This is a genomic window from Herbidospora galbida (assembly GCF_005233835.1).
Lineage (GTDB): Bacteria > Actinomycetota > Actinomycetes > Streptosporangiales > Streptosporangiaceae > Herbidospora > Herbidospora galbida.
This window is the reverse complement of sequence record NZ_SZQA01000005.1, coordinates 107,862-130,295: the sequence shown is the minus strand read 5'-3', so window position 1 is coordinate 130,295 and position 22,434 is coordinate 107,862. Positions and strand designations below refer to the sequence as shown.

Below are 22,434 nucleotides of genomic sequence, written 5' to 3'. Positions count from 1 at the left end.
CTCCAGTCGTCACAGACTGGAGTGGACGCATGACCCAGCTCGTCATCACCCTCGTCGTGGTCTTCCTCGCCGCGTTCGCGCTGGCCCGGACGATTCGCATCGTGCCGCAGGCGACCGCGAGAATCGTCGAACGATTCGGGCGATATCACCGCACCCTGAACGCGGGGCTGAACATCGTCGTGCCGTTCATCGACCGCATCAAAGTCGAGGTCGACCTGCGCGAACAGGTGGTGACGTTCCCGCCCCAGCCGGTCATCACGTCCGACAACCTGGTCGTCTCCATCGACACGGTCATCTATTTCCAGGTGACCGATCCGAAGGCGGCGACGTACGAGATCGCGAGCTTCATCGTCGCGGTCGAGCAGCTGACCGTGACGACCCTGCGCAACGTCGTCGGCGGCATGGACCTCGAACGCACGCTGACCTCCCGCGAGGAGATCAACACCGAACTGCGCGGGGTGCTCGACGACGCGACCGGCCGCTGGGGCATCAGGGTCAACCGGGTCGAGCTGAAGGCCATCGACCCGCCGGCCTCCATCCAGGACTCGATGGAGAAGCAGATGCGCGCCGACCGAGACAAGCGCGCCGCGATCCTCACCGCCGAGGGCAACAAGCAGTCGGCCATCCTCACCGCCCAGGGCGAGCGCGAGGCGGCGGTGCTGAAGGCGCGCGGCGAGGCCGAGGCCGTGGTGCTGCGGGCGCAGGCCGACGCGGAGGCCCGCGCGATGCGGGCCAAGGGCGAGGCCGACGCGATCGGCATGGTCTTCAAGGCCATCCACGACGGCAACCCCGACGAGAAGCTGCTGGCCTACCAATACCTGACGACGCTGCCGCAGATCGCCAAGGGCGATGCGAACAAACTGTGGATCGTGCCGTCCGAAATGGGCAAGGCGCTGGAATCGCTGGGCGGCCTCTTCCAGCCGCAGAGCAAGCCCGACAAGGACCTGCCCGCCAAGCCCCCCACGTCCTGATCTCGTATGGCGGCCGCCTAGGATCGCGGTCAGCCATGACGAGACGAGGATCTGTGACACCGTGTTGACAGCGTGGGAAGCGGTCGCGGTGTTCGCGGCCGGGGTGGGGGCGGGCGGCATCAACGCCGTCGTCGGGTCCGGCTCCCTGATCACGTTCCCGACGCTGCTCGCGGTGGGCTATCCGCCGATCGTCGCGAACGTGTCCAACAACATCGGGCTGGTGCCCGGCGGTGTCACCGGCGTGCTCGGCTACCGCGCCGAGCTGAAGGGCCAGCGCGCCCGGCTGACCAGGCTCGCCGTCGCCTCGGTCGTGGGGTCTCTGGTCGGCGGCTTCCTGCTGCTCCGGCTCCCCGCGCAGGCCTTCAACGTGATCGTGCCGGTGCTGATCGCCATCGCGTGCGTGCTGGTGGTCATCCAGCCCCGGGTGGCCGGTTGGATCTCCCACCGCCGCCGCTCCGAACACGGCGGGCCGTGGCTCTGGCTGGGGGTCTTCGGGGCCGGAATGTACGGGGGCTACTTCGGCGCCGCCCAGGGGGTCGTGCTCATCGGGCTGATGGGGGTGTTCCTCGACGAGGAGCTCCAGCGCCTCAACGCGGCCAAGAACCTGCTCTCGCTGCTGGTCAACTTCACCGCGGCGGTGCTGTTCGTGCTGATCGCCGAGGTCGACTGGACGGTGGTCGCGCTGATCGCGGTCGGTTCGGCGATCGGCGGGTTCGTGGGCGCCCGGCTCGGGCGGCGGATCCCGGCGCCGATTCTGCGGGGGGTGATCGTCGTGGTGGGGATCGCGGCGATCGTGAAGTTGTTGGCTTGATTTATGCGTACAAATTATCGAAAACGGGTATGAAACCCCATGTGAAAGGCGATCGCGTAGAAATCGTCATCGACGCCGGAGGAACCCCCCGCACCTACGAGGTCATCGCGACGAAGGCCGGCCGCCGGGTCGAGGTGACCACCGGCCGGGGCGTCGTCGAGGTCTCCGAAGTGACCAGGAACGGAACTCCGGTCCGCACCGCCCGGTTCATGCAGAGCCGGGTGCTCGCACTGGTGGAGCACCCGATCGACGCTAACGAGCCGGCCTGACCTGAACCACGCCGTCGCGGCGCACCCTCGTCTCGAACGAGGGCTGCTTCGCCGTCGCCGGGCCGTGGATCACCGCGCCGTCGGCGATCCGGAACACGCTGCCGTGCCACGGGCACACCACGCACGGCTCGCCGTTCTCGACCGTCACGCGGCCCTGGTGCAGCGGCCCGGCCAGATGGGAGCACCCGTCGGCCAGCACGGTCACGCCCTCGCCCAGGCGCAGGACGAACAGGTCGATGTAGCCCAGGCGGCGGGCGACGGGCCGCCCGTTGGGCAGGTCGCTGATGGGGCCGAGGTCATGCCAGCCGGTCGGCACCAGATGGCTGACCTGTTCGGCGTGGTTGGCCCCCGCCGCGAGCCGGTAGGCCAGGTGGCCGCCCAGGTAGGCGCCGGCGCTCGCGGCCATCAGGCCCGCCGTCGCGAAGAAGCGCCCGGCCTTCTCGCGCCCGGCGATCCGGAACGCCAGCGAGCCCGCGTAGAGGCCCACGGCGGCGGCGTTGGCGAGGGCGTGCACGAAGCCGACCCGCTGCTGCTCGCGGTGCAGGGTCGACCAGTCGGTGACCCCCGCCGCGGCGGTCGGCAGCGCGGTCGCCAGGCCCGCGGCCAGGACGGTCCGGGCGGCCATGGGGTCGGACTTGGTCACGTCGAGGATGGCAGTGGCCACGAAGCAGCCCACGGCCACGGTCGCCAGCGGCGGGTGCACCGGATGGCCGATCGGCACGCCGTGCAGCGCGTCACGCACCCAGCCGGGCCCGATCCGCGCCCTGACCGCCTTCGCGAGCCCTCTGATCGGCCGGTCGAGCGTCGTCGCGTGTTCGAGCCGGTCGAGGAGATCGCCGCCGCCATTGCCGATTTTGCGTGGCTTCGCGGACTTCTCGGTTGATCTGTCCATCGATGTCACCCCCTGACACGACGTACCCGGCCAGTCAGGACCCGAACATCATCGGGCGAGGTGACCTCGGAGCACCGAGGTCTCCACCAGGTCATGGGCGTAGGCGCCCAGCGTGGGGGAGCCCTCTTCGATGATCGCCACGTTGGCGAGCACCTGGGAGGCGGTGACCTTGTAGAGGGCCCAGGTGCCGCCGTCGTTGTGGTGGTTGGCCATGATCGGCGCGAGCCGGTCGAGGGCCTTGGCGTAGCGGGCCTCCGGGGTCTGCCGGGCCTCGAACTCGTCCCACAGCTCCCGGAGGGGCCCGGCCTGGTCGCTCGGCAGCAGCCCGAAGATCCGGTCGGCGGCGGCCCGCTCGGCCGCCTCCTGGGCCTCGACGGCCACCCGGTCGTAGATGAAGGTGTCACCGGCGTCGATCTCGACGATGTCGTGGACGAGCAGCATGCGCACCACCCGGTCGATGTCGGTGCCCGCCGGGGCGTGCTCGGCCATCACCAGCGCCCAGACGCCGAGCTGCCAGGAGTGCTCGGCGTCGTTCTCGCGGCGCGATCCGTCGATGAGGGTGTTCCGGCGGATGACACGCTTCAGCTTGTCGATCTCCACCACGAAGGCGAGCTGAGCGTCGAGGCGATCCCGGTGCTGCGCGATGGTCACCGCGCCACCCTATTCCGTGGTGATCAAACGCGGCACAGGATCACCGGAACACCGTTGAACACGGCATTCCCGGACAGCGGATCGATGATCTTTTCATCGGTCAGCACGTTGACGTTCACGCCCGCGTTCCCGGACGCCACCTGTTGCGGCAACCCGTCGTGCCCCCAGCCGTGCGGCAGGCTCACGACGCCCGGCATGATCTTGTCGGTCGGTTCGAGGGGGACGGTCAGCTCACCCGCCTCCGACCGGATGAGGGCGTGGTCGCCGAGCCCGAGGCGGGCGACGTCCTCGGGGTTGATCTGGAGCGTGCAGCGGTTGGTGCCGCCGACGAGCGGCCCGATGTTGTGCAGCCACGAGTTGTTCGACCGCAGGTGGCGGCGTCCGATGAGCACGAACTCCGGATTCTGGGCGGAGAGCCGCTCTCTGAGCCGGGCGACGTCCTCGACGATCTCCGGCGGGGCCAGCTCGACCCGCCCCGAGGCCGTGGTGAGGATCTCGGGCAGGCGCGGCTTCAGCGGCCCCAGGTCCAGGCCGTGGGGGTGCTCGTCGCGGAGCTTGCGCAGCGTGAGGTCGCCGCCGTTCCATTTCCCGTACGGCCCCAGCCGGAGCATGGCGTCCAGACGCCGCTCGGCCCCGGTCTCCCCGTCGAGTTCGCCCGGATCGTGGTCGCCGATCAGCTGCCCGATGATCAGGTCGTCCACGCCGGAGAAGCCGGAGGCGATCTCGATGAGCCGGATGAGGATCTCGGCCTCCGAGGGCCCGTCGGCGGCCATGACCGGCGGGGAGTAGCGGGCGTAGTTGCGCACCGCGAAGTTCAGCAGCGCGAAGTCGTAGTGTCCGGTGGCCAGCAGCCGGGGCGGCGGCAGGATCACGTTCGCGTGGCGGGTGGTCTCGTTGAGGTAGATGTCGACGCTGACCATGAAGTCGAGCTTCTCCAGGGCCCCGGCCAGCCTTTTGGCGTTGGGCGCCGAGGAGGCCGGGTTTCCGGCCACGGTCACCAGGGCCCTGACCCGGCCTTCGCCGGGCGTCTCGATCTCGTCGGCCAGGGTCGCGACGGGCAGCTCGCCGTTGGTCTCCTTCAGGCCGCGGACCCGGCTGGTCCACCGTCCGGTCCGGTACGGCTTGCGCCGCCGCGCCCCCTCCGTCGCGGGCGCCGGGAACATGGCCCCGCCGGGGCGGTCGAGGTTGCCGGTGAGGACGTTGATGACGTCCACGAGCCACTGGGCCACGGTGCCGAACTCGGCGGTGCAGGTCCCGATGCGGGCGTAGACGGCGGCCGTGGGGGCGGCGGCGAGGGCGCGCGCGAGCCGTACCGTCACCTCGGCCGGGACGCCGCAGGCGGCCTCCACCACCTGCGGCGGGAAGTCCTTGACGACCGCCTCGACCTCCGCGAGCCCCTCGACCGGCAGCGCGACGTTCAGCAGGTTCTCGGCGAAGAGCGTGTGCGCGATCCCGGCCAGCAGGAACGCGTCGGTGCCGGGCCGGACGAAGACGTGCTCGTCGGCCAGGTCGGCGGTCCGCGTCCGCCGGGGATCGACCACGACGAGCGTCCCGCCCCGCTTCCGGAGGGCCTTGAGCCGGCCGGGGAAGTCGGGCGCGGTGCAGAGCGACCCGTTGGACTCCAGCGGATTGGCCCCCAGCATCAGCAGGAAGTCGGTCCGGTCGAGATCGGGGACGGCGATCGTCATCGGATGCCCGAACATCAGCCCGGAGGCGACGTGCTTGGGCATCTGGTCGGCCGTGCTCGCCGAGAAGACGTTCCGGGTGCCCAGCGCTCTGATCAGCGCCCCTCCGTAGAGTGACCCCGCCATGCTGTGGGCGCTGGGATTGCCCAGGTAGACGGCCCGCTCGGGTCCCGAGATGTCCTTCAGGCCCTTGGCGACGGCCGCGAAGGCCTCCTCCCAGCTCACCTCGCGCCACTGGTCACCCTCGCGAACCAATGGTGCGGAAAGCCGGTCGGGGTCTTCGTCGAGCCGCCCGAGCGAGGCCCCCTTGGGGCAGATGAAACCCTTGGAGAAGGGATCGTCACGGTCGCCGGTCACCTTGGTGACGTGATCACCCTCAAGGGTGATCGTGAGACCGCAGACGGCCTCACAGAGCGGGCAGGTTCGGTGGACGGTCGTCATGATTTCATCGTGCGCCCGCGAGCAGGAGGGGCGGAAGCCCCAGAACGGAATAAAATTCTGCGGCCCCCGCCGTAGCCCAGACGCCCCCGCGGACCGTCCGGGCCTCCTACTGAGCCGCGCCCGGCGCCCGGTGGGCACGGCCCAGCTCTAGTGGGTCAACCGGCCAGCACGAGCCGGCCGACCTCCTCGACCTCACGGACGACGTCGAAACGGGGATCGCGGTAGACACGACTCCCGAAGCCTCGGCGAGTGGTGGTCCACTCCAGCTCATAAGCCCAACGGTCCTGCGCGGAGCACAGCCGACGATCGGCACCATCACGGAGCAGTATGAGTCGGGCCTTGCATAGCAACATGGCGTTGGTACGGTGGAAGGGCATAGGAGACTCCTTATCGGTGGCTTCGAGTGGAGCTCTCGGGTCGGGTCGTCGGTGGCAGCCTTCGGCCCGGCCTTTTTTCTTTGCCGGAAGACCGCGGAGGCACTGAGTGTCCGGTTGGCGATCTTCTGTGAACCTTTCTAACCTGATGTTCCATCAGATGAGAATTGTCGGCAAGACATCGCGAAAAAATTTCTGCCGAATGCATGCAACTGTCCATGCAAATTGCATACGATGCAAGATGGCTCTCCCGATGGGAGCCCCCAGTCCAGCTCGTCGAGGACGGAGGGGACGAGGATGGCAGACAAGACTGTCACGCCGCGTCGCCAGCGACTCGGTCAGTTGCTGCGAAGCCTCCGCGAAGCCACCGGCAAGTCGGGGACCCAAGCGGCTGTGGAGTTGGGCTGGTCGGCCGCCAAGCTCAGTCGCATCGAGACCGCCCTGACACTTCCGAGCGAGGATGACATCGCAGCCCTAATTGATCATTACGGGAGCGATGACGTCCTTCTCCAAGAGGTGCTTGATCTTCGCCGTGCCGCTACCCAAAAAGGGTGGTGGGAGAAGTACAGCGACTCCCTCGATCAGGGATACATCGCCTTCATAGGACTTGAGGCCGAAGCGACGGAAATATGCAACTGGGAGCCGATGGTTTTTCCGGGCCTGTTGCAGACATCAGCCTACGCTCGCTTTATGGCGGCAGGCACGATTCATCCGATGGTCAAGATCCCTCCCGCATTCGTTCGCGATCGCGTTGAGGTGCGCATGCGTCGGCAGCAGACGCTTCTTTATGGCAGCGACCCGCTGCGCCTGCGCGTGATCTTTGATGAGTCGGTGCTCAAGCGTGAAGTGGGCGGACCGGAAGTCATGGTCGAGCAGTTACAGCATGTGCTCGAGCTCGCATCGCTTCCTCACGTCGAGCTTCGGATCAATGCCTTGAAGACACAAGCTCCAGCACCCTGGGGCTCGTTCGTCCACTTCAAGTTCCGTAATTTCCCTGATGTCGTGTATCAGGAGGATGATGAAGGTGGGCGATTTTCCAGTGATCCCAAAAGAGCATTCTCTGTCGAGCGAATTTTCGAATGGTCAATGGATGTGGCTCTCGATGGACCGGCTTCTGAGCGGCTGATAAGAGAAACGATGGCGCAGTGGCAGACATGAGCCTCAATCGCTGCGCGGACGGGATTCGATCAGTCGTGGACATCAATGACGCTGTCTGGAAGAAGAGCTCTTGGAGCACCAGTGGAAACTGTGTCGAAGTAGCTCAAGTCGGGATCAATCGAATCGGGGTTCGCGACAGCAAAGATCAATCCGGCCCTGCTCTCGTCTTCACTGAGAGTGAGTGGGCGGCCTTCATTGGTGGGGTCAAGGAGGGCGAATTCGACCTTTAATCGCTGGAGAGTCGCGCATGGTCTACTCTGCGTGCCTTGGAGCCGCACAGTCACCTTTGCGACATAGATGGCATGGGACCTTTTCGGTCATCCTTATGGTGACCAAGACGAAAAGGGGTGGGCCGTGTCGAATGTCGACATGTCCGATGCCGTCTGGCACAAGAGCAGCTTCAGCGCCACAGGGAACTGTGTCGAAGTTGCTCGGCTGGCAGGGAGCTACACCGCAGTTCGCAACAGCCGGGACCCTGATGGGCCCGTACTGGTCTTCACGGAAGCCGAGTGGAACGCCTTCCTCCAGGGTTTGGCGGTTGGAGAGTTCGACTAGGCGCTGACGTGACAACGGCCCGCATCCTCGGTGGGGAGGACGCGGGCCGTAACTATGTCCGAGGTCAGTCGATGCCCAGGCCGCGGGCCACGCCCTGTCCCAGGTCCTTGTGCACGTTGGTCCAGTACTCGACCACGCGCTTCTGCACCTCAGGCGTCATCTCCGGCGCCGAAGCATGCCCGACGATGTTGCTCGTCAGGTTGGTCCGGTCCTCGTCGCTCAGCACGTTCTCCCACAGTGCCCGAGGCTGCACGAAGTCGTCGTCCTCCGCGTGCGGCCGGTACGCGCTGCGCATGATCTCGCCCGTCACGTGGTAGGTGTCGCCCGCGTACAGGTCCTCGAAGGCCGCCGGGCCGCCCATGCTGTTGGGCGCGTAGACCGGGTCGGGCATGTTGGCGTAGCGCATCGCGCCGTCCCGGTTGTAGCTGTGGACCGGCACCCGAGGGGCGTTGATCGGCAGCTGCTGGTAGTTGGGGCCGATCCGGTAGCGGTGCGTGTCCGGGTATGAGAACAGCCGTCCCTGCAGCATCTTGTCCGGCGAAGGGCCGATGCCGGGCACGAAGTTCGACGGCTCGAACCCCGCCTGCTCCACTTCGGCGAAGTAGTTCGCCGGGTTCCGGTTCAGCGTGAACCGGCCGATGGTGATCTCCGGGTAGTCGCCGTGGGGCCAGACCTTCGTCAGGTCGAACGGGTTGAAGCGGTAGTCGGCCGCCTCCTCGAACGGCATGATCTGCACGTTCACCGTCCATGACGGGTGGTCGCCGCGCTTGATGGCGTCGTACAGGTCGCGGATGTGGAAGTCGGCGTCCTGACCGATCATCGCGTTGGCCTCGGCGTCGGTGAAGTTCTTGATGCCCTGCTCGGTGCGCAGGTGGTACTTGACCCAGAACTTCTCGCCGGCCGCGTTGTACCAGAGGAACGTGTGCGAGCCGAAGCCGTGCATGTGCCGCCACGACGCGGGGGTGCCGCGGTCGCTCATCAGGAAGGTCACCTGGTGGGCCGACTCGGGTGACAGCGTCCAGAAGTCCCACTGCATGTTGTGGTCGCGCATGTGGTTGTCGGCGCGGCGCTTCTGGCTGTGGATGAAGTCCTGGAACTTCTGCGGGTCCCGGACGAAGAAGATGGGGGTGTTGTTGCCGACCAGGTCGTAGTTGCCCTCGTCGGTGTAGAACTTGATCGCGAAGCCGCGCGGGTCGCGCTGGGTGTCGGCGCTGCCGAGTTCACCCGCGACCGTCGAGAAGCGCAGGAACAGGTCGGTGCGGGCGCCCTTCTGGAACAGCCCGGCCTTGGTGAACTGGCTGACGTCCTCGGTGATCTCCATGAACCCGTGGGCGCCCCCGCCCTTGGCGTGGACGACGCGCTCCGGCACCCGCTCCCGGTTGAACTGGGCCATCTTCTGGATCAGATAGTGGTCCTGCAGCAGCAGCGGTCCATCGAGGCCGACGGAGAGCGAGAACTCGTCGCTCGGGGCCGGAGTGCCGGAATCCGTCGTCGTACGTGGCCTGCCATTGATTCGATCAGTCATCGGGTGTCCTCCAGAGTGGTCTGGTATCACCACTTTCCCCACGCTACGTCGCTTAACTTGAACTATTCAAGTAAGTGAATTTCCCCAGTTTGTCCACAAGAAGTCTCCCTAAGGCGCGAACCGTCATGAGATGGCATGCTCTGGGTCGTGAGACGTGCAATTGCGATGATCGCCGCCGCTGCCCTGAGTGCCGGATGCGCCGCCGCCGCGGAGGATCCCGGCGTGGAGCGCGTCAAGGCGCCTGAGCAGGCCACCCGCGAGACGCCGTCTCCCAAGCCGACGCCGACGAAGAAGCCGTTCACCATCGCCTTCGGGGGTGACGTCCACTTCGAGGGCATCCTGCGCACCCGGCTGAACGCCAACCCGAAGACCGCGCTCGGGCCGATCGCCAAGGTGCTGTCCAGGGCCGACCTCGCGATGGTCAACCTGGAGACCGCCATCACCGAGGCGGGCACCCCGGCCCCCGGCAAGCAGTACACCTTCCGCGCCCCGGCCTCCGCGCTGACCGCGCTGAAGGCCGCCGGCGTCGACGTCGCCTCGATGGCCAACAACCACGGCATGGACTACATGCAGAGCGGCCTGGACGACTCCCTCGCCGCCATCAAGAAGTCCAGGTTCCCCATCGTGGGCATCGGGCGCAACGCGACCGAGGCCTACCGGCCCTGGCGGACCGTCGTGAACGGCAACAAGGTCGCGATCATCGGCGCGACGCAGGTCCTCGACGCCGAGTTCATCTCCTCCTGGACGGCCACCGGCTCCCAGGGCGGCCTCGCCTCGGCCAAGGAGGAGGCCCGGCTGATCCAGGCGGTCAAGAACGCCCGCAAGAACAACGACACGGTGATCGTCCACCTGCACTGGGGGACCGAACTGCAGAAGTGCCCCAACGAGGCGCAGCTCTCGCTGGCCCCCAAGCTGGTCGCGGCGGGCGCCGACGTCGTGGTCGGCGGGCACGCCCACATCCTGCTCGGCGCGGGCTACCTCGACAACGCCTACGTCAGCTACGGCCTGGGCAACTTCGTCTTCTACAACTGGGGGCCCGACACCGGACGCACCGGCGTGCTGACCCTCACGATCAACGGCCGCAAGGTGATGAAGGACACCTGGACCCCGGCCCGCATCAACGGCGGCGTGCCGGTCCCGGTCACCGGATCGGCGGGCAGGCAGGAGATCGCGTACTGGCGGTCGCTGCGCGAGTGCACCGGGCTCTCGGCCAAGCCCTGATTTGTCAATCGGCTGGTCATGGCGTCGTAAGCCCCGACAGCACTACCGTCTCCTCATGACGCAGCGGTCCCAGTTCATTCTCGACGTCCTGCTGGCCGAGTTCGGTGAGTCCATCGCCCGCGAACCCGGGGCGTTCCGGGCCAAGTTCCGCAAGATGGCCGCCTCTCCGTTCGCCTTCTACCGGGGCAGCGCGTGCCTCTTCTACGCCGACCTCTCGGACGAACTGGCCGACGAGTCGTTCCTCGACGACCTGACCAGCCGCGTCTGGATCCACGGCGACCTGCACGCCGAGAACTTCGGCACCTACATGAACTCCTCGGGCCGCCTGGTCTTCAACGTGAACGACTTCGACGAGGCCTACGTCGGGCCGTACATCTGGGACCTGAAGCGGTTCGTGGCCAGCGTCGCGCTCATCGGCTACGCCAAGGCGCTGTCCGACGAGGTCATCTCCCAGCTCGTACGCGAGTTCGCCGGCTCCTACCTCCACGAGCTCACCGCCATCGCCCACGGCGGCGACGACGCCATCGGGTCGCTCACGCTGGAGACCACCAGCGGGGTCCTCCACCGGGTGCTGCAGACCGCGCGGCTGAACACGCGGGTGGCACTGCTCGACGAGGAGACCACGATCGAGAACTTCGAGCGCCGCTTCGCGGTCGCCGACAACCGCCGCCCGGTCGACGACGCCACCCGCGAGGCCGTGCTGGCCGCCTACGAGGGCTACCTGGCCTCGCTGCCGCAGCCGCTCAACCCGGTCGAGCACCACGTCAAGGACGTCGTCCTGCGGCAGGGCATCGGGATCGGGTCGGCGGGGCTGCCGTCGTACAACCTGCTGCTCGAAGGGCACACGCAGGCGCTGGAGAACGACGTCATCCTGTACATGAAGCAGGCCCAGGTCCCGGCCGTGGCCCGCTACATCGACGACGAGAAGGTGCACGGCTACTTCAAGCACCAGGGCCACCGCACCGCCGAGTCGCAGCGCGCCCTCCAGGCCTACGCCGACTCCTGGCTCGGGTACGCCGACCTCAACGGCGTCGGCCAGCTCGTCGCCGAGGTCTCGCCCTACTCGGCCGACCTCGACTGGAGCGACGTCAACGAACCGGCCGAGCTCGCCTCGGTGATCACCGACCTGGGCCGCGCGGTCGCCCGCATGCACTCGGTCGCCGACGACGAGTCGAGCCACGACCTGGTCGACTTCTCCACCGAAGAGGCGATCGTCGCGGTGATCGACGGTCACGAGCCCGAGTTCACCGCGCTGCTCGTCGACTTCGCCCACGCGTACGGCGCCCGCGCCCGACACGACCATCAGCTTTTTGTGGATCTGTTCCGTAACGGCCGATTCCCCGGTCTATAGATTCCCGGGCAAGATAGGGAGAGTGTCCAGCCAGCCCCTTGACTACTCCGACGATTCCGGCAACTCCTCGCTACGCCGTCAGCCGACGCAGCGCCGCAGCGCGCGCCGGGTCGAGCGGATGCTCGACGCCTGCGCGGAGCTGCTGGACGAGGTCGGGTACGACGGCCTGTCGACGACCAGGATCGCCGAGCGCGCCGACGTGGCGATCGGCTCGGTCTACCAGTTCTTCCCCGACAAACGCGCCATCAGCCAGGCCCTGACCAGGCGAAACGTCGAGCTCTTCGTGGCCCGGGTGGGCCGCCGCTTCATCAGCGAGGAATACGGCGGCTGGTGGGACGCGGTCGACGCGATCATCGACGAGTACGTCGAGATGCATCGCTCGGTGCCCGGCTTCAAGTCACTGCGGTTCGGCGACGCGGTCGACCTCAACCTGCTCGACGCGGGCACCGACAACAACACCGTCATCGCCGGCCGCCTGCGCGGGCTCCTGCTGAAGGAGTTCGGGATGGCCGACAGCGAACGCCTCGACACCTCGATACTCGTGGCGGTCGAGGGCGGCGACGCCGTACTGAAACTGGCCTTCCGGCGTGATCCCGACGGTGACCCCGAGATCATCGCGGAGGCCAAGACGCTGGTACGCAGCTATCTGTCGCGGCAGCTGCGCGACTTCAACGCGTCGGCCAGCCGGGCGGCGCCTGGAGCTCGATCCGGCTCTTGATGATCGCCTCGACGGCGGCCGGGCCGAGCACCGGTGTGCGCGGCACGGCGAGGGTGATGCGTTCGAGCTGCGGCCGGCATGGTTGTCGCCGCGCCTGTTCGTCGCGCACCTGCGCGGCCCGCAGCTCGGCGTCGCGCAGTTCGAGGGTCCGCATGTCGGCGCCCCTCGCGGTCCGGATGTCCTGTAGCTGTGCCCTCAAGCGAAGCACTTCTTTGACGGCTTGTTCGTGGGCCTCGAAACGCGCCGCGACATAACCCGCCAAACCGGGCAGAATCGCAGCCGCCATGAGCGCGCCGGCCACTGTGAAGGTCGTCTGCTTGGAAAGGCCCATCGCAGTCCCGTCACCTCCTGATGAAGCTCAGGTCCCGTCAATAATGCCCATGAGCTGGAACGACACACGCTCTGTAGGTGATCTGGCGCGAATCGTTGCCGGAGGAATGCCTGCCGTTGTCCGGGCAAAGAACCTTCGCGCTCGCTAGCCTCATCCTTGTGGCACATGTGACGCGGGAGCAGCTTGATCGTCTGCTCGAACAGGCTCTGCTCCTCGACGACCACGGTGCCCTCGCGGAGCGCCTCGACGACCTCGCGCAAAGGTACGAATCGGGCGAAGTCTCCCGGGCCTACATCCTGGCGCTGGCCGCCGAGGAATGGCGTCAGGCGGGTCACCCCGACGCGGCCCTCGACCGCTACCGGATGGCGGCCGAAGACGACGGGGGAGACGTCAACGTCGACCCCCGGGCGGGCATCGCCGACACCCTTTTCGAACTCGACCGCCCCGACGAGGCCCGCGACGTGATCGAGGCCCTGCGCGCGGCTCCCTGCACCCCGGCGACCGTGCTGAACGTGGCCGAGACCCTGGCGGCGTACGGAGACCTGGCGGGAGCCCACGAATGGGCCACCGAAGGCGTCACCGCCTGCCCTCCGGGCAACTCGCTCCGCGAATCTTTGCTGCGCACCCGCTACCGCATTCGCATCGACCTGGGCCTCCCGGAAGACGACCTAGACGCTCTGGCCTCCTGACGAAAAGAGCGGACCGCGAGAAAGAGACTCGCGGCCCGTTGTGTGACCTGGAAGCGCAATGAAGAACGGGCCGCGAGAAGAACACTCGCGGCCCGTTCTTTGACTGTCCGCCGGATGACCGGCGGTTGATATCTCTCAAATGGGCCATTAGTGGCCATATGTCGACGGCCTGCCCGCTCTCTGGGAGCGCTGGCCGGAGGCGAAAAGGGAACTACGGGGAAACGAAGATCAGTTGAGGAGGGCTCCGCCGAGGAGCCCGCCGGTAAGCCGGGTGATGCCCGAGAGGCCGCCGACGCCGAGGTCGTCGGCCTTCTTCTTCGGAGCGGGGACCCGCTGCGGCTGGACGCCGTCGACGACCCCGCCCACCGAGTCGGTGACCCCGCGCGGCACGACGCCGACCTTCGGGACCTTCGGCAGCACCTTCGACACCCGGGGCACCGGCGGCACGCCCGGCAGGTCGGGCAGCACAGAGAGGTCGGGGACCACGTTGGGCACCCCCGGCAGCGCCGACCCCGACGCGATGCCGAGCACCCCGTCGGCCCGCGCCAGGCCCGACAGGCCGAGCAGGGCGGCGGCGCGCTCGACGGTCCGGGCCACCTCGTCCTTGGGGGCCACCCGCCCGCACGGCACCCCGGCCAGGCGACCCGCCTGGGCCATGGTCATCGCCGCGGATCCGCCCGTGCGGGTCAGGTCGCGGACCGTCTGCCCGGCCGCGCCCGCGGACCTCGCGACGTCGGCGGCGCCCTTCACGACCGAGGCGGCGACCGCGCCGGTCTTGGCGGCGGCCCGGTAACCGGTCACGCACAGGCCGTCGTCTGCGTGGGCCTGCTGGCCGGCGGCGGACAACCAGCTCACCCCGGCGGTGACGACCGCCAGGGCGACGAGCCGCCCCCGGATGCTACGTGGTGTCGTCGACATCGACGTCCCCCTGTTGCTTGCGGTAGTTCGGTGAGTGCCGAACGTAGCAGCGGGGTTTTCGCAGCCGGGAGCCGCTTGTCCCAGTCGTGGAGAACTGATTACGTGCCGGGCCGCACGCTCAGCGTGTCGCCGGCCTCGTCGAGGTCGACGATCACCTCGTCGCCGTCGCGGATCTCCCCGCTCAGCAGCGCGCGGGCCAGCTTGTCGCCGATGGCCGACTGCACCAGCCGCCGCAGCGGCCGGGCGCCGTAGAGCGGGTCGTAGCCGGTCAGGGTCAGCCACTCGCGGGCCGCCGGGGTGACCGTCAGCGTCAGCCGCCGGTCGGACAGTCGCCGCGCCAGGTGCTCGACCTGCAGGTCGACGATCTGCGACAGCTCCTCGGAGCCGAGCGCGTCGAACAGGATCACGTCGTCGAGCCGGTTGAGGAACTCGGGCTTGAACGCCCCCCGCACCGCCGCCATCACCGCGTCGCGCTTGGCCCCGGCTTCGAGAGCCGGGTCGACCAGGAACTGCGAACCGATGTTGGACGTCAGGATCAGGATCGTGTTCCGGAAGTCGACGGTACGCCCCTGTCCGTCGGTCAGCCGCCCGTCGTCGAGCACCTGGAGCAGGATGTCGAAGACCTCGGGGTGGGCCTTCTCGACCTCGTCCAGCAGCACGACCGTGTAGGGACGGCGCCGCACGGCCTCGGTGAGCTGGCCGCCCTCCTCGTAGCCGACGTAGCCGGGCGGGGCGCCGACCAGGCGGGCCACGCTGTGCTTCTCGCTGTACTCGCTCATGTCGATGCGGGTCATCGCCCGCTCGTCGTCGAACAGGAAGTCGGCCAGCGCCTTGGCCAGCTCGGTCTTGCCGACGCCGGTCGGGCCGAGGAACAGGAACGAGCCCGTCGGCCGGTCGGGGTCGGCCACGCCCGCCCGCGCCCGCCGGACGGCGTCGCTGACGGCCTGGACGGCGGCCCTCTGGCCGATGAGACGGCGGCCCAGCTCGTCTTCCATGCGGAGCAGCTTGGCGGTCTCGCCCTCCATCAGGCGGCCCGACGGGATGCCGGTCCAGGCGGAGATGACCTCGGCGATGTCGTCGGGGCCGACCTCCTCCTTGACCATGGTCTGCTCGCGCTGGGAGGCCTGGATGGCGTCGGCCAGCTCCTTCTCCAGGCGCGGGACCTCGCCGTACATGAGCCGGGCGGCCTCCTCGAAGTCGCCGTCGCGCTGGGCCCGCTCGGCCTGGCTGCGGGTCTCGTCGAGACGCATCTTCAGGTCGCCGACCCGGTTCAGGCCGGCCTTCTCGGCCTCCCAGCGGCCGACCAGGCCGTTGAGCTCCTCCTGCCGGTTGGCCAGCTCTTCGCGGAGCCGTTCGAGGCGGGCCACGCTCGCCTCGTCGGTCTCCTTGGCCAGGGCCAGCTCCTCCATCTTGAGCCGGTCGACGATGCGCTGCAGCTCGTCGATCTGCACCGGACGGGAGTCGATCTCCATGCGCAGCCGCGAGGCGGCCTCGTCGACCAGGTCGATGGCCTTGTCGGGCAGGAACCGGGCGGTGATGTAGCGGTCGGACAGGGTCGCGGCGGCCACCAGCGCGCCGTCGGCGATCTGGACCTGGTGGTGGGCTTCGTAGCGGCCCTTCAGGCCACGCAGGATGGCGATCGTGTCTTCCACGGTGGGCTCGCCGACGTACACCTGCTGGAAACGGCGCTCCAGCGCCGGGTCCTTCTCGATGCGCTCGCGGTATTCGTCGAGCGTGGTCGCGCCGATCATGCGCAGCTCGCCCCGGGCCAGCATGGGCTTGAGCATGTTGCCCGCGTCCATCGCGCCCTCGGCCGCGCCCGCGCCGACCATCGTGTGGAGCTCGTCGATGAACGTGATGACCTGGCCGTCGCTCTCCTTGATCTCGTTGAGCACGGCCTTCAGACGCTCTTCGAACTCGCCCCGATACTTGGCCCCGGCGACCATCGCGCCGAGGTCGAGCGCCACGAGCCGCTTGTTCCGCAGGCTCTCCGGTACGTCGCCCGCGACCACCCGCTGCGCCAGGCCCTCGACCACGGCGGTCTTGCCGACGCCGGGCTCACCGATGAGGACGGGGTTGTTCTTGGTCCGCCGCGACAGCACCTGCACCACGCGGCGGATCTCCGAGTCACGGCCGATGACCGGGTCGAGCTTGCCGTGGCGGGCCCGCTCGGTCAGGTCGACGCCGTACTTCTCCAGCGCCCGGTAGGTGTCTTCGGGGTTCTCGCTGGTGACGCGGGTGTGGCCGCGTACCTTCTCGAACGCGTCGAGCAGCGCCTGCGCCGTCGCGCCCTGGCTCTTCAGCAGGTCGGCGACGGGTCCGCCGTCGGTGGCCAGACCGACCAGGAGGTGCTCGGTGGACACGTAGTCGTCTTCGAGCTGCGCGGCCCGCTGGGCGGCGGTGTGCAGCACGGTCAGCAGCTGGCGGGAGGTCGACGGCGCGCTCACCGTGGCGCCCTGCGCCTTCGGGAGCGCGGCGAGCATCTCCTCGGCCCGCGTGCGCAGGCTCTTCCAGTCGGCCCCGACCGCCTCCAGCAGCGGGACGGCCGTGCCGCCGGTCTGGGCCAGCAACGTGGTCAGCAGGTGAGCCGGCGCCACCTCGGGGTTCCCCTCGGCCGCCGCCCGGCGCACCGCCCCCGCCAGCGCTTCCTGGCTCTTCTGGGTCAGCTTGTAATCCATCTTTATCGGCCTCGCCTTCGCTCGGCGGCCCGGCCGCCTTCAGCCACTGTCTTCCCTCGTCGCTCCGCTCCTCAGTCCAGACGGCGGCGCGGCCGGGCAAGTCCCCCATACGACAAATGTCTTCGGTTATGACGGCGGTAGTTCATATCTGACCAGGGCCCGGATCAGCTTCAGTTCCGTGGCCACACGGTTGAGCTCGTCTCTCAGGCGGAGGTTCTCGGTCTCCAGCTCCAAGATGCGTTTGATGCCCGCCAGGTTGATGCCCTCTTCCTGCGACAGCCGCTGGACCTCGCGCAGGAGGACGATGTCGCGGGTCGAGTAGAGGCGGCCCCGGCCGGCCGTGCGGCCGGGGCTGACCAGGCCGAGGCGGTCGTACTGGCGGAGAGTCTGGGGGTGGAGGCCGCTCAGCTGGGCCGCCACCGAGATCACATAGACGGGCGTCTCGTCGGACAGGTCGAAGAAATTGGCGTCCATGCGCTACTCGCTTCTGGCCTGCTTGATCAGTTCCTCGCGCAGGTCATGGCCGTCGGTCGCGTCGCGGAACTGCTCCAGGGCGGCCCGGGCCTTCTCGTCGAGGTGCTCGGGCACCGCGACCTGGACGGTCGCGAGCAGGTCGCCCTTGGTGCCGTCTTTGCGGGGGGCGCCCCGGCCGCGCACCCGGAAGGTGCGGCCGTTGGGGGTGCCCTCGGGGATGCGGAGCGTGACCGGCATGCCGCGCAGGATGGGCACCCTGATCTCGGCGCCCAGCGCCGCCTCGGGGAACGTCACGGGCACGGTGACCGTGAGGTTCTCGCCGCTGCGGCCGAAGACGGGGTGGGGCTGGACGTGCACCAGCACGTAGAGGTCGCCCGCGGGGCCGCCGTTCTCGCCGGGGGCGCCCTTGCCCTTCAGCTTGACCCGGCCGCCGTCGCTGACGCCCGCCGGGATGCGGGCCTGGATGGTGCGGGTGCTGCGGCCACGGCCGCTGCCCTCGCAGACCGGGCAGGGGTCGTCGACCAGCAGGCCCCGGCCCCGGCAGTCGCGGCAGGGCTCGGAGAAGGCGAAGTTGCCCAGGTTGCGGCTGGCCGCGCCGGTGCCGTCACAGGTCGGGCAGACGCGGGGCGTGGTGCCGGCCTTGGCGCCGGTGCCGGAACAGGCCGGGCAGGCCGACGAACTGGTCAGCCGCAGGGAGACGGTCGCGCCGTCGATCGACTCGGCGAACGACAGGGTGACCTCGGACTCGATGTCCTGGCCACGGCGGGCCCGCCCGGCGGTGTTGGCCTTCGGGCCGCCGCCGCGGTTGAACAGGCCGCCGAAGATGTCGCCGATCCGGTCGCCCGCCTGGGCGGTGCCGCCGAACAGGTCGCCGAAGTCGAAGCCCTGCTGGCCCTGGCCGGGCCGCCCGCCCCGGCTGTACCCGCCGAGGCCGCTGCCGAACAGGCTCCTGGCCTCGTCATATTCCTTGCGGCGCTTGGTGTCGCTCAGGATGTCGTAGGCCTCGGAGACCTCCTTGAACTTCTCCTCGGTCTCCTTGTTGCCCTTGTTCGCGTCGGGGTGGTACTGCCGGGCGAGCTTGCGGTAGGCCTTCTTGATCTCTTCGGGGGTCGCGGTCTTGGGCACACCGAGGACGCCGTAGTAGTCCTTCTCCAGGTAGTCCTTGGTGCTCATCTAACGCTTCCTCCGCGTGAAATACACATATGTGATGGGTGCCCCTCCCGCGTCCGGGGCGGGAGGGGGCTCCCCTGGAGAATCAGGCGCCGGCGGGCTCGTCGTCGAGGACGTCGCCACCACCGGTCTCCGGCTCGGCCACCGCGACCCGGGCGGGGCGCAGGACGCGCTCGCCGAGACGGTAGCCGGGCTGCAGGATCTCGACGCAGGTCGCCTCGGTGACCTCGGCCGAGTAGCTGTGCATCAGGGCCTCGTGGATCGTCGGGTCGAAGGGGTCGCCCTTCGAGCCGTAGGTCGACAGGCCCAGCTTGCCGACGGCCGCTTCGAGCGACTCGCTCACCTTGGCGAAACCACCGGTCAGCTCCCCGTGGTCACGCGCCCGGCCGATGTCGTCGAGAACCGGCAGCAGTTCGTTGATGACACCCGCGACGGCCTGCTCCCGGACCGTGATCCGGTCGCGTTCGACCCGCTTGCGGTAGTTGGAGAACTCCGCCTGGAGACGCTGGAGATCGGCGGTGCGCTCGGCCAGGAGCTCCGCGGCCGCCCCGCTCAGGGCGGAGGCGTCGGCCGCGGTCTCGTCGGGGGCCGGTGCGCTCTCGCGGGCCGCCAGCGTCTCGGGGTCGATCTTGCGGTTGTCGCGGATCACCGGCTCCTGCTCGGAACCGTTCTCACGCGGGGTCACTTGGCGCCGCCCTCCCGCTTCGGCTCGTCGTCGACGATCTCGGCCTCGACGACGTCGTCGTCGGCCTTGCCCGCGTCGTCGTGCTCGGCGCCGGGGGCGCCTTCGCCGGCCTGGGCCTGGGAGTTGGCGTAGATCGCCGAACCCATCTTCTGGCTGACGGTGGCGAGCTTGTCGGCGGAGGTGCGGATGGCCGCGACGTCGGTGCCCTCGAGCTCCTTCTTCAGCTCGGCGAGCGCCTCGGTGACCTCGGCCTTGATGTCGGCCGGGACCTTGTCGTCGTTCTCGCGGAGGAACTTGTCGGTCTGGTAGGCCAGCGAGTCGGCGTTGTTGCGGACCTCGGCCTCCTCACGACGCTGCTTGTCCTCTTCCGCGTAGGACTCGGCCTCGCGGACCATGCGGTCGATGTCGTCCTTGCCCAGGGAGGAACCGCCGGTGATGGTCATCGACTGCTCCTTCCCGGTGCCCAGGTCCTTCGCGCCGACGTTGACGATGCCGTTGGCGTCGATGTCGAAGGTGACCTCGATCTGCGGGATGCCGCGGGGCGCCGGCGCGATGCCGGTGAGCTCGAAGGTCGCCAGCTTCTTGTTGCGCGCGGCGATCTCGCGCTCGCCCTGGTAGACCTGGATCTGCACCGACGGCTGGTTGTCCTCGGCCGTGGTGAAGACCTCGGAGCGCTTGGTCGGGATCGTCGTGTTGCGCTCGATGATCTTGGTGAAGATGCCGCCCTTGGTCTCGATGCCCAGCGACAGCGGGGTCACGTCGAGCAGCAGGACATCCTTGACCTCACCCTTGAGCACGCCCGCCTGGAGCGCGGCGCCGATGGCCACGACCTCGTCGGGGTTGACGCCCTTGTTGGGCTCCTGGCCGCCGGTGAGCTCCTTGACCAGGTCGGTCACGGCCGGCATGCGGGTCGAGCCGCCGACGAGCACCACGTGGGCGATGTCGGAGACCTTGATCCCGGCGTCCTTGATGACCTGGTGGAACGGGCCCTTGCAGCGGTCGAGCAGGTCGGCCGTGATGCGCTGGAACTCCGAGCGGGTCAGCTTCTCCTCGAGGTGGAGCGGGCCCTCGGCGGAGGCGGTGATGTAGGGGAGGTTGATCGTGGTCTCGGTCTGCGCCGAGAGCTCGATCTTGGCCTTCTCGGCCGCCTCGCGGAGACGCTGGAGGGCCATCTTGTCCTTGGACAGGTCGACCCCGTGGGCGTTCTTGAAACGGGTCACGAGCTCGTCGACGACGCGCTGGTCCCAGTCGTCGCCACCGAGGTGGTTGTCACCGCTGGTCGCCTTGACCTCGACGAAGCTGTGGCCGTCTTCCTGGCCGACGTCGAGCAGCGACACGTCGAAGGTTCCGCCGCCGAGGTCGAAGACCAGGATCGTCTGGTCCTTGTCCTTGTCGAGGCCATAGGCCAGCGCCGCGGAGGTCGGCTCGTTGATGATGCGGAGCACGTTGAGGCCCGCGATCTGGCCGGCCTCCTTGGTGGCCTGGCGCTGCGCGTCGTTGAAGTAGGCCGGGACGGTGATGACCGCGTCGGTGATCTTCTCACCGAGGTAGGCCTCGGCGTCCTGCTTCAGCTTCTGGAGGACGAAGGCGCTGATCTGCTGGGGCGTGAACTTCTTGCCGTCGATCTCGACGGTCCAGTTCGTGCCCATCTCACGCTTGACAGAGCGGATGGTCCGGTCGACGTTGGTCACGGCCTGACGCTTGGCGACCTCGCCGACGAGGACCTCTCCGTTCTTCGCGAAGGCGACCACCGAGGGGGTGGTGCGGGAGCCCTGCGCGTTGGCGATGACGGTGGGCTCACCGCCTTCGAGGATCGAGACGACGGAGTTGGTCGTCCCCAGGTCGATACCTACCGCACGTGCCATGAGTACGTCCTTGTAGTCAAAGTTGAGTCGTGGTGACTCAAGTCTCGGTGAGTACGACAGCCCTTGTCAAACGCTGTCCTGTCAACGGTCTTGAGTCTAGTGCGCTCAACTCTCGGCGCGAGCGGAATGTTCCCGGGATATCCCTGATTCGACCCTTAGGGGTTACCTGGCGCCGTCGAGGATCACCCTCTTCCCCACGGGCTTCTTGAGCTTCACGTACGTGGCCTTCTTGATCGCCATGGCCACGCACATGCCGGCGTCCTTGACCGAGCCCTCGTACAGGGTGATCCGGACCGTCTTCCTGGTCTCCTTCACCGTGACCTTGGTCAGCACGGTGCACGGTTCGACGCCCGACCACCACACGACGCGCACCCCGCGCATGTGGGGCTTGGCGGTCAGCCACTTCACCTTCTTCGGCGAGAGGGCGCCCTTCTGGACCTTCACCACCTTCGGCCCGGGAGCGGCCTGCGCGGGGGCGGCGGCGGGTACGAGCAGCGCGGCGACGGCCGCGGCGACGACTAAGAGCCTCACTTGGCACCATCCACGACTTCCCGGCCGGCCAGGGGTTTGGCCAGCTTGACGAACGTCTCCTTCTCGATCGCGATCTGGATGCAGGCCGCCTCGGGGTCGGTGGTGCCCTCCCACAGGGTCACCGTCACCTCGGTGTCGGCCTCCTTCACGTCGACGCGGTCGAGGGTGTAGCAGGGCTCGACCCCCGAGCTCCAGGAGATCATCACGCCGTCTCCGGCGGGGGTGGCGCGGGTCCAGGGCACCTTCCGGGGTTCCAGTGTGCCGCCCTTGGGCTGGACCAGCTCCGGTCCGGAGCTCGGCATGGCCGAGGCCGGCGGCGTGGCGGGCTGGTCGGGGCCGATCGGCGAACCGCTGTCCACGGCGTCTCCCTTTCCGCAGGCCGAGGTCATGATCACGGCTGTGAGCATGGCCGCGGTGACGAGCCAGATCCTTCTCATGCCCGTATGACGGGTGTCACTCGGAAGGGGTTCA

At 68.3% G+C, this 22,434-nt stretch carries 22 protein-coding genes and 1 pseudogene; 10 read left to right on the top strand and 13 right to left on the bottom strand.

The annotated features are described in order from the left end of the window. Positions 1–29: 29 nt before the first annotated feature. From FDA94_RS08030 to FDA94_RS08020, 3 genes are all read left to right on the top strand, one after another. On the top strand, positions 30–971 hold the full coding sequence (locus tag FDA94_RS08030) for an SPFH domain-containing protein (RefSeq protein ID WP_137246391.1): 942 nt from the start codon (positions 30–32) through the stop codon (positions 969–971). Between the two features lie 64 nt (positions 972–1,035). Further along, positions 1,036–1,782 (top strand): sulfite exporter TauE/SafE family protein, encoded by a 747-nt coding sequence (locus tag FDA94_RS08025; protein ID WP_137246495.1) that lies wholly within the window; start codon positions 1,036–1,038, stop codon positions 1,780–1,782. A gap of 41 nt (positions 1,783–1,823) precedes the next feature. Then, positions 1,824–2,051, top strand: coding sequence for a hypothetical protein (locus FDA94_RS08020; protein WP_030456190.1), 228 nt, complete (start codon positions 1,824–1,826; stop codon positions 2,049–2,051). Here the strand turns inward: FDA94_RS08020 and FDA94_RS08015 are convergent. Genes FDA94_RS08015 through FDA94_RS08005 form a run of 3 tightly spaced genes read right to left on the bottom strand, consistent with a single transcriptional unit; the run spans position 2,035 to position 5,720 of the window. Next, on the bottom strand, positions 2,035–2,943 hold the full coding sequence (locus tag FDA94_RS08015; RefSeq protein WP_137246390.1) for a Rieske (2Fe-2S) protein: 909 nt from the start codon (positions 2,941–2,943) through the stop codon (positions 2,035–2,037). The genes FDA94_RS08020 and FDA94_RS08015 overlap by 17 nt on opposite strands. A gap of 48 nt (positions 2,944–2,991) precedes the next feature. After that, the gene (locus FDA94_RS08010) at positions 2,992–3,594 is read right to left on the bottom strand and encodes an HD domain-containing protein (RefSeq protein WP_062340523.1); all 603 of its coding nucleotides are present in this window, start codon (positions 3,592–3,594) and stop codon (positions 2,992–2,994) included. A 23-nt stretch (positions 3,595–3,617) separates the two neighbouring features. Next, on the bottom strand, positions 3,618–5,720 hold the full coding sequence (locus FDA94_RS08005; protein ID WP_137246389.1) for a molybdopterin-dependent oxidoreductase: 2,103 nt from the start codon (positions 5,718–5,720) through the stop codon (positions 3,618–3,620). A 671-nt stretch (positions 5,721–6,391) separates the two neighbouring features. Here FDA94_RS08005 and FDA94_RS08000 point away from each other — a divergent pair. The 3 genes from FDA94_RS08000 (at position 6,392) to FDA94_RS07990 (ending at position 7,807) form a co-directional block, all read left to right on the top strand. Further along, positions 6,392–7,252 (top strand): helix-turn-helix domain-containing protein, encoded by an 861-nt coding sequence (locus FDA94_RS08000; protein ID WP_170990828.1) that lies wholly within the window; start codon positions 6,392–6,394, stop codon positions 7,250–7,252. Further along, positions 7,249–7,482 (top strand): DUF397 domain-containing protein, encoded by a 234-nt coding sequence (locus FDA94_RS07995; protein WP_137246494.1) that lies wholly within the window; start codon positions 7,249–7,251, stop codon positions 7,480–7,482. Before FDA94_RS08000 ends, FDA94_RS07995 begins: the two co-directional genes overlap by 4 nt. Positions 7,483–7,549: 67 nt before the next feature. Next, positions 7,550–7,807, top strand: coding sequence for a DUF397 domain-containing protein (locus FDA94_RS07990; protein WP_137246387.1), 258 nt, complete (start codon positions 7,550–7,552; stop codon positions 7,805–7,807). A 64-nt stretch (positions 7,808–7,871) separates the two neighbouring features. On the opposite strand, the gene FDA94_RS07985 is transcribed toward FDA94_RS07990, so the two are convergent. Then, positions 7,872–9,332, bottom strand: coding sequence for a catalase (locus FDA94_RS07985; RefSeq protein ID WP_137246386.1), 1,461 nt, complete (start codon positions 9,330–9,332; stop codon positions 7,872–7,874). A gap of 135 nt (positions 9,333–9,467) precedes the next feature. Here FDA94_RS07985 and FDA94_RS07980 point away from each other — a divergent pair, with 135 nt between their 5' ends. From FDA94_RS07980 to FDA94_RS07970, 3 genes are read left to right on the top strand one after another with little or no spacing between them, the layout of a single operon-like run. Next, entirely contained in the window at positions 9,468–10,553 is a 1,086-nt protein-coding gene (locus tag FDA94_RS07980) for a CapA family protein (RefSeq protein ID WP_137246385.1), read from the top strand. A gap of 55 nt (positions 10,554–10,608) precedes the next feature. Then, the gene (locus FDA94_RS07975; protein WP_137246384.1) at positions 10,609–11,904 is read left to right on the top strand and encodes a DUF2252 domain-containing protein; all 1,296 of its coding nucleotides are present in this window, start codon (positions 10,609–10,611) and stop codon (positions 11,902–11,904) included. A 22-nt stretch (positions 11,905–11,926) separates the two neighbouring features. Next, entirely contained in the window at positions 11,927–12,622 is a 696-nt protein-coding gene (locus FDA94_RS07970; protein ID WP_246059630.1) for a TetR/AcrR family transcriptional regulator, read from the top strand. On the opposite strand, the gene FDA94_RS07965 is transcribed toward FDA94_RS07970, so the two are convergent. Beyond that, a complete protein-coding gene (locus tag FDA94_RS07965; RefSeq protein WP_137246383.1) occupies positions 12,573–12,953 on the bottom strand; it encodes a hypothetical protein in 381 nt (126 codons plus the stop codon). The genes FDA94_RS07970 and FDA94_RS07965 overlap by 50 nt on opposite strands. Before the next feature lie 158 nt (positions 12,954–13,111). Here FDA94_RS07965 and FDA94_RS07960 point away from each other — a divergent pair, with 158 nt between their 5' ends. Then, entirely contained in the window at positions 13,112–13,642 is a 531-nt protein-coding gene (locus FDA94_RS07960) for a tetratricopeptide repeat protein (RefSeq protein WP_342778451.1), read from the top strand. 228 nt (positions 13,643–13,870) lie between these two features. On the opposite strand, the gene FDA94_RS07955 is transcribed toward FDA94_RS07960, so the two are convergent. The 8 genes and pseudogenes from FDA94_RS07955 to FDA94_RS07920 form a co-directional block, all read right to left on the bottom strand. Continuing rightward, positions 13,871–14,560, bottom strand: coding sequence for a hypothetical protein (locus FDA94_RS07955; protein ID WP_137246382.1), 690 nt, complete (start codon positions 14,558–14,560; stop codon positions 13,871–13,873). A 98-nt stretch (positions 14,561–14,658) separates the two neighbouring features. Continuing rightward, entirely contained in the window at positions 14,659–17,238 is a 2,580-nt protein-coding gene (clpB, locus tag FDA94_RS07950; RefSeq protein WP_137246381.1) for an ATP-dependent chaperone ClpB, read from the bottom strand. A 215-nt stretch (positions 17,239–17,453) separates the two neighbouring features. Then, a pseudogene (locus FDA94_RS07945) lies at positions 17,454–17,712 on the bottom strand (heat shock protein transcriptional repressor HspR); the annotation flags it as partial. Between the two features lie 3 nt (positions 17,713–17,715). Further along, complete coding sequence (dnaJ, locus tag FDA94_RS07940) at positions 17,716–18,885, bottom strand: molecular chaperone DnaJ (protein ID WP_137246380.1); 1,170 nt, start codon at positions 18,883–18,885, stop codon at positions 17,716–17,718. An 82-nt stretch (positions 18,886–18,967) separates the two neighbouring features. Further along, positions 18,968–19,567, bottom strand: coding sequence for a nucleotide exchange factor GrpE (grpE, locus tag FDA94_RS07935; protein ID WP_137246379.1), 600 nt, complete (start codon positions 19,565–19,567; stop codon positions 18,968–18,970). Next, a complete protein-coding gene (gene dnaK, locus FDA94_RS07930; protein ID WP_137246378.1) occupies positions 19,564–21,432 on the bottom strand; it encodes a molecular chaperone DnaK in 1,869 nt (622 codons plus the stop codon). The genes grpE and dnaK overlap by 4 nt, the downstream gene beginning before the upstream one ends. A 162-nt stretch (positions 21,433–21,594) precedes the next feature. Next, positions 21,595–21,963, bottom strand: coding sequence for a hypothetical protein (locus FDA94_RS07925; protein WP_137246377.1), 369 nt, complete (start codon positions 21,961–21,963; stop codon positions 21,595–21,597). Beyond that, entirely contained in the window at positions 21,960–22,400 is a 441-nt protein-coding gene (locus FDA94_RS07920) for a hypothetical protein (protein ID WP_246059627.1), read from the bottom strand. Before FDA94_RS07920 ends, FDA94_RS07925 begins: the two co-directional genes overlap by 4 nt. Positions 22,401–22,434 lie beyond the last annotated feature (34 nt).

Coding starts and splice junctions, on each gene's coding strand:
- FDA94_RS08030 (WP_137246391.1), top strand. CDS start 30: ATGACCCAGCTCGTCATCACCCTCGTCGTGGTCTTCCTCGCCGCGTTC.
- FDA94_RS08015 (WP_137246390.1), bottom strand. CDS start 2,943: ATGGACAGATCAACCGAGAAGTCCGCGAAGCCACGCAAAATCGGCAAT.
- FDA94_RS08005 (WP_137246389.1), bottom strand. CDS start 5,720: ATGACGACCGTCCACCGAACCTGCCCGCTCTGTGAGGCCGTCTGCGGT.
- FDA94_RS08000 (WP_170990828.1), top strand. CDS start 6,392: ATGGCAGACAAGACTGTCACGCCGCGTCGCCAGCGACTCGGTCAGTTG.
- FDA94_RS07995 (WP_137246494.1), top strand. CDS start 7,249: ATGAGCCTCAATCGCTGCGCGGACGGGATTCGATCAGTCGTGGACATC.
- FDA94_RS07990 (WP_137246387.1), top strand. CDS start 7,550: ATGGCATGGGACCTTTTCGGTCATCCTTATGGTGACCAAGACGAAAAG.
- FDA94_RS07985 (WP_137246386.1), bottom strand. CDS start 9,332: ATGACTGATCGAATCAATGGCAGGCCACGTACGACGACGGATTCCGGC.
- FDA94_RS07980 (WP_137246385.1), top strand. CDS start 9,468: ATGCTCTGGGTCGTGAGACGTGCAATTGCGATGATCGCCGCCGCTGCC.
- FDA94_RS07975 (WP_137246384.1), top strand. CDS start 10,609: ATGACGCAGCGGTCCCAGTTCATTCTCGACGTCCTGCTGGCCGAGTTC.
- FDA94_RS07965 (WP_137246383.1), bottom strand. CDS start 12,953: ATGGGCCTTTCCAAGCAGACGACCTTCACAGTGGCCGGCGCGCTCATG.
- FDA94_RS07955 (WP_137246382.1), bottom strand. CDS start 14,560: ATGTCGACGACACCACGTAGCATCCGGGGGCGGCTCGTCGCCCTGGCG.
- clpB (WP_137246381.1), bottom strand. CDS start 17,238: ATGGATTACAAGCTGACCCAGAAGAGCCAGGAAGCGCTGGCGGGGGCG.
- dnaJ (WP_137246380.1), bottom strand. CDS start 18,885: ATGAGCACCAAGGACTACCTGGAGAAGGACTACTACGGCGTCCTCGGT.
- dnaK (WP_137246378.1), bottom strand. CDS start 21,432: ATGGCACGTGCGGTAGGTATCGACCTGGGGACGACCAACTCCGTCGTC.
- FDA94_RS07920 (WP_246059627.1), bottom strand. CDS start 22,400: ATGAGAAGGATCTGGCTCGTCACCGCGGCCATGCTCACAGCCGTGATC.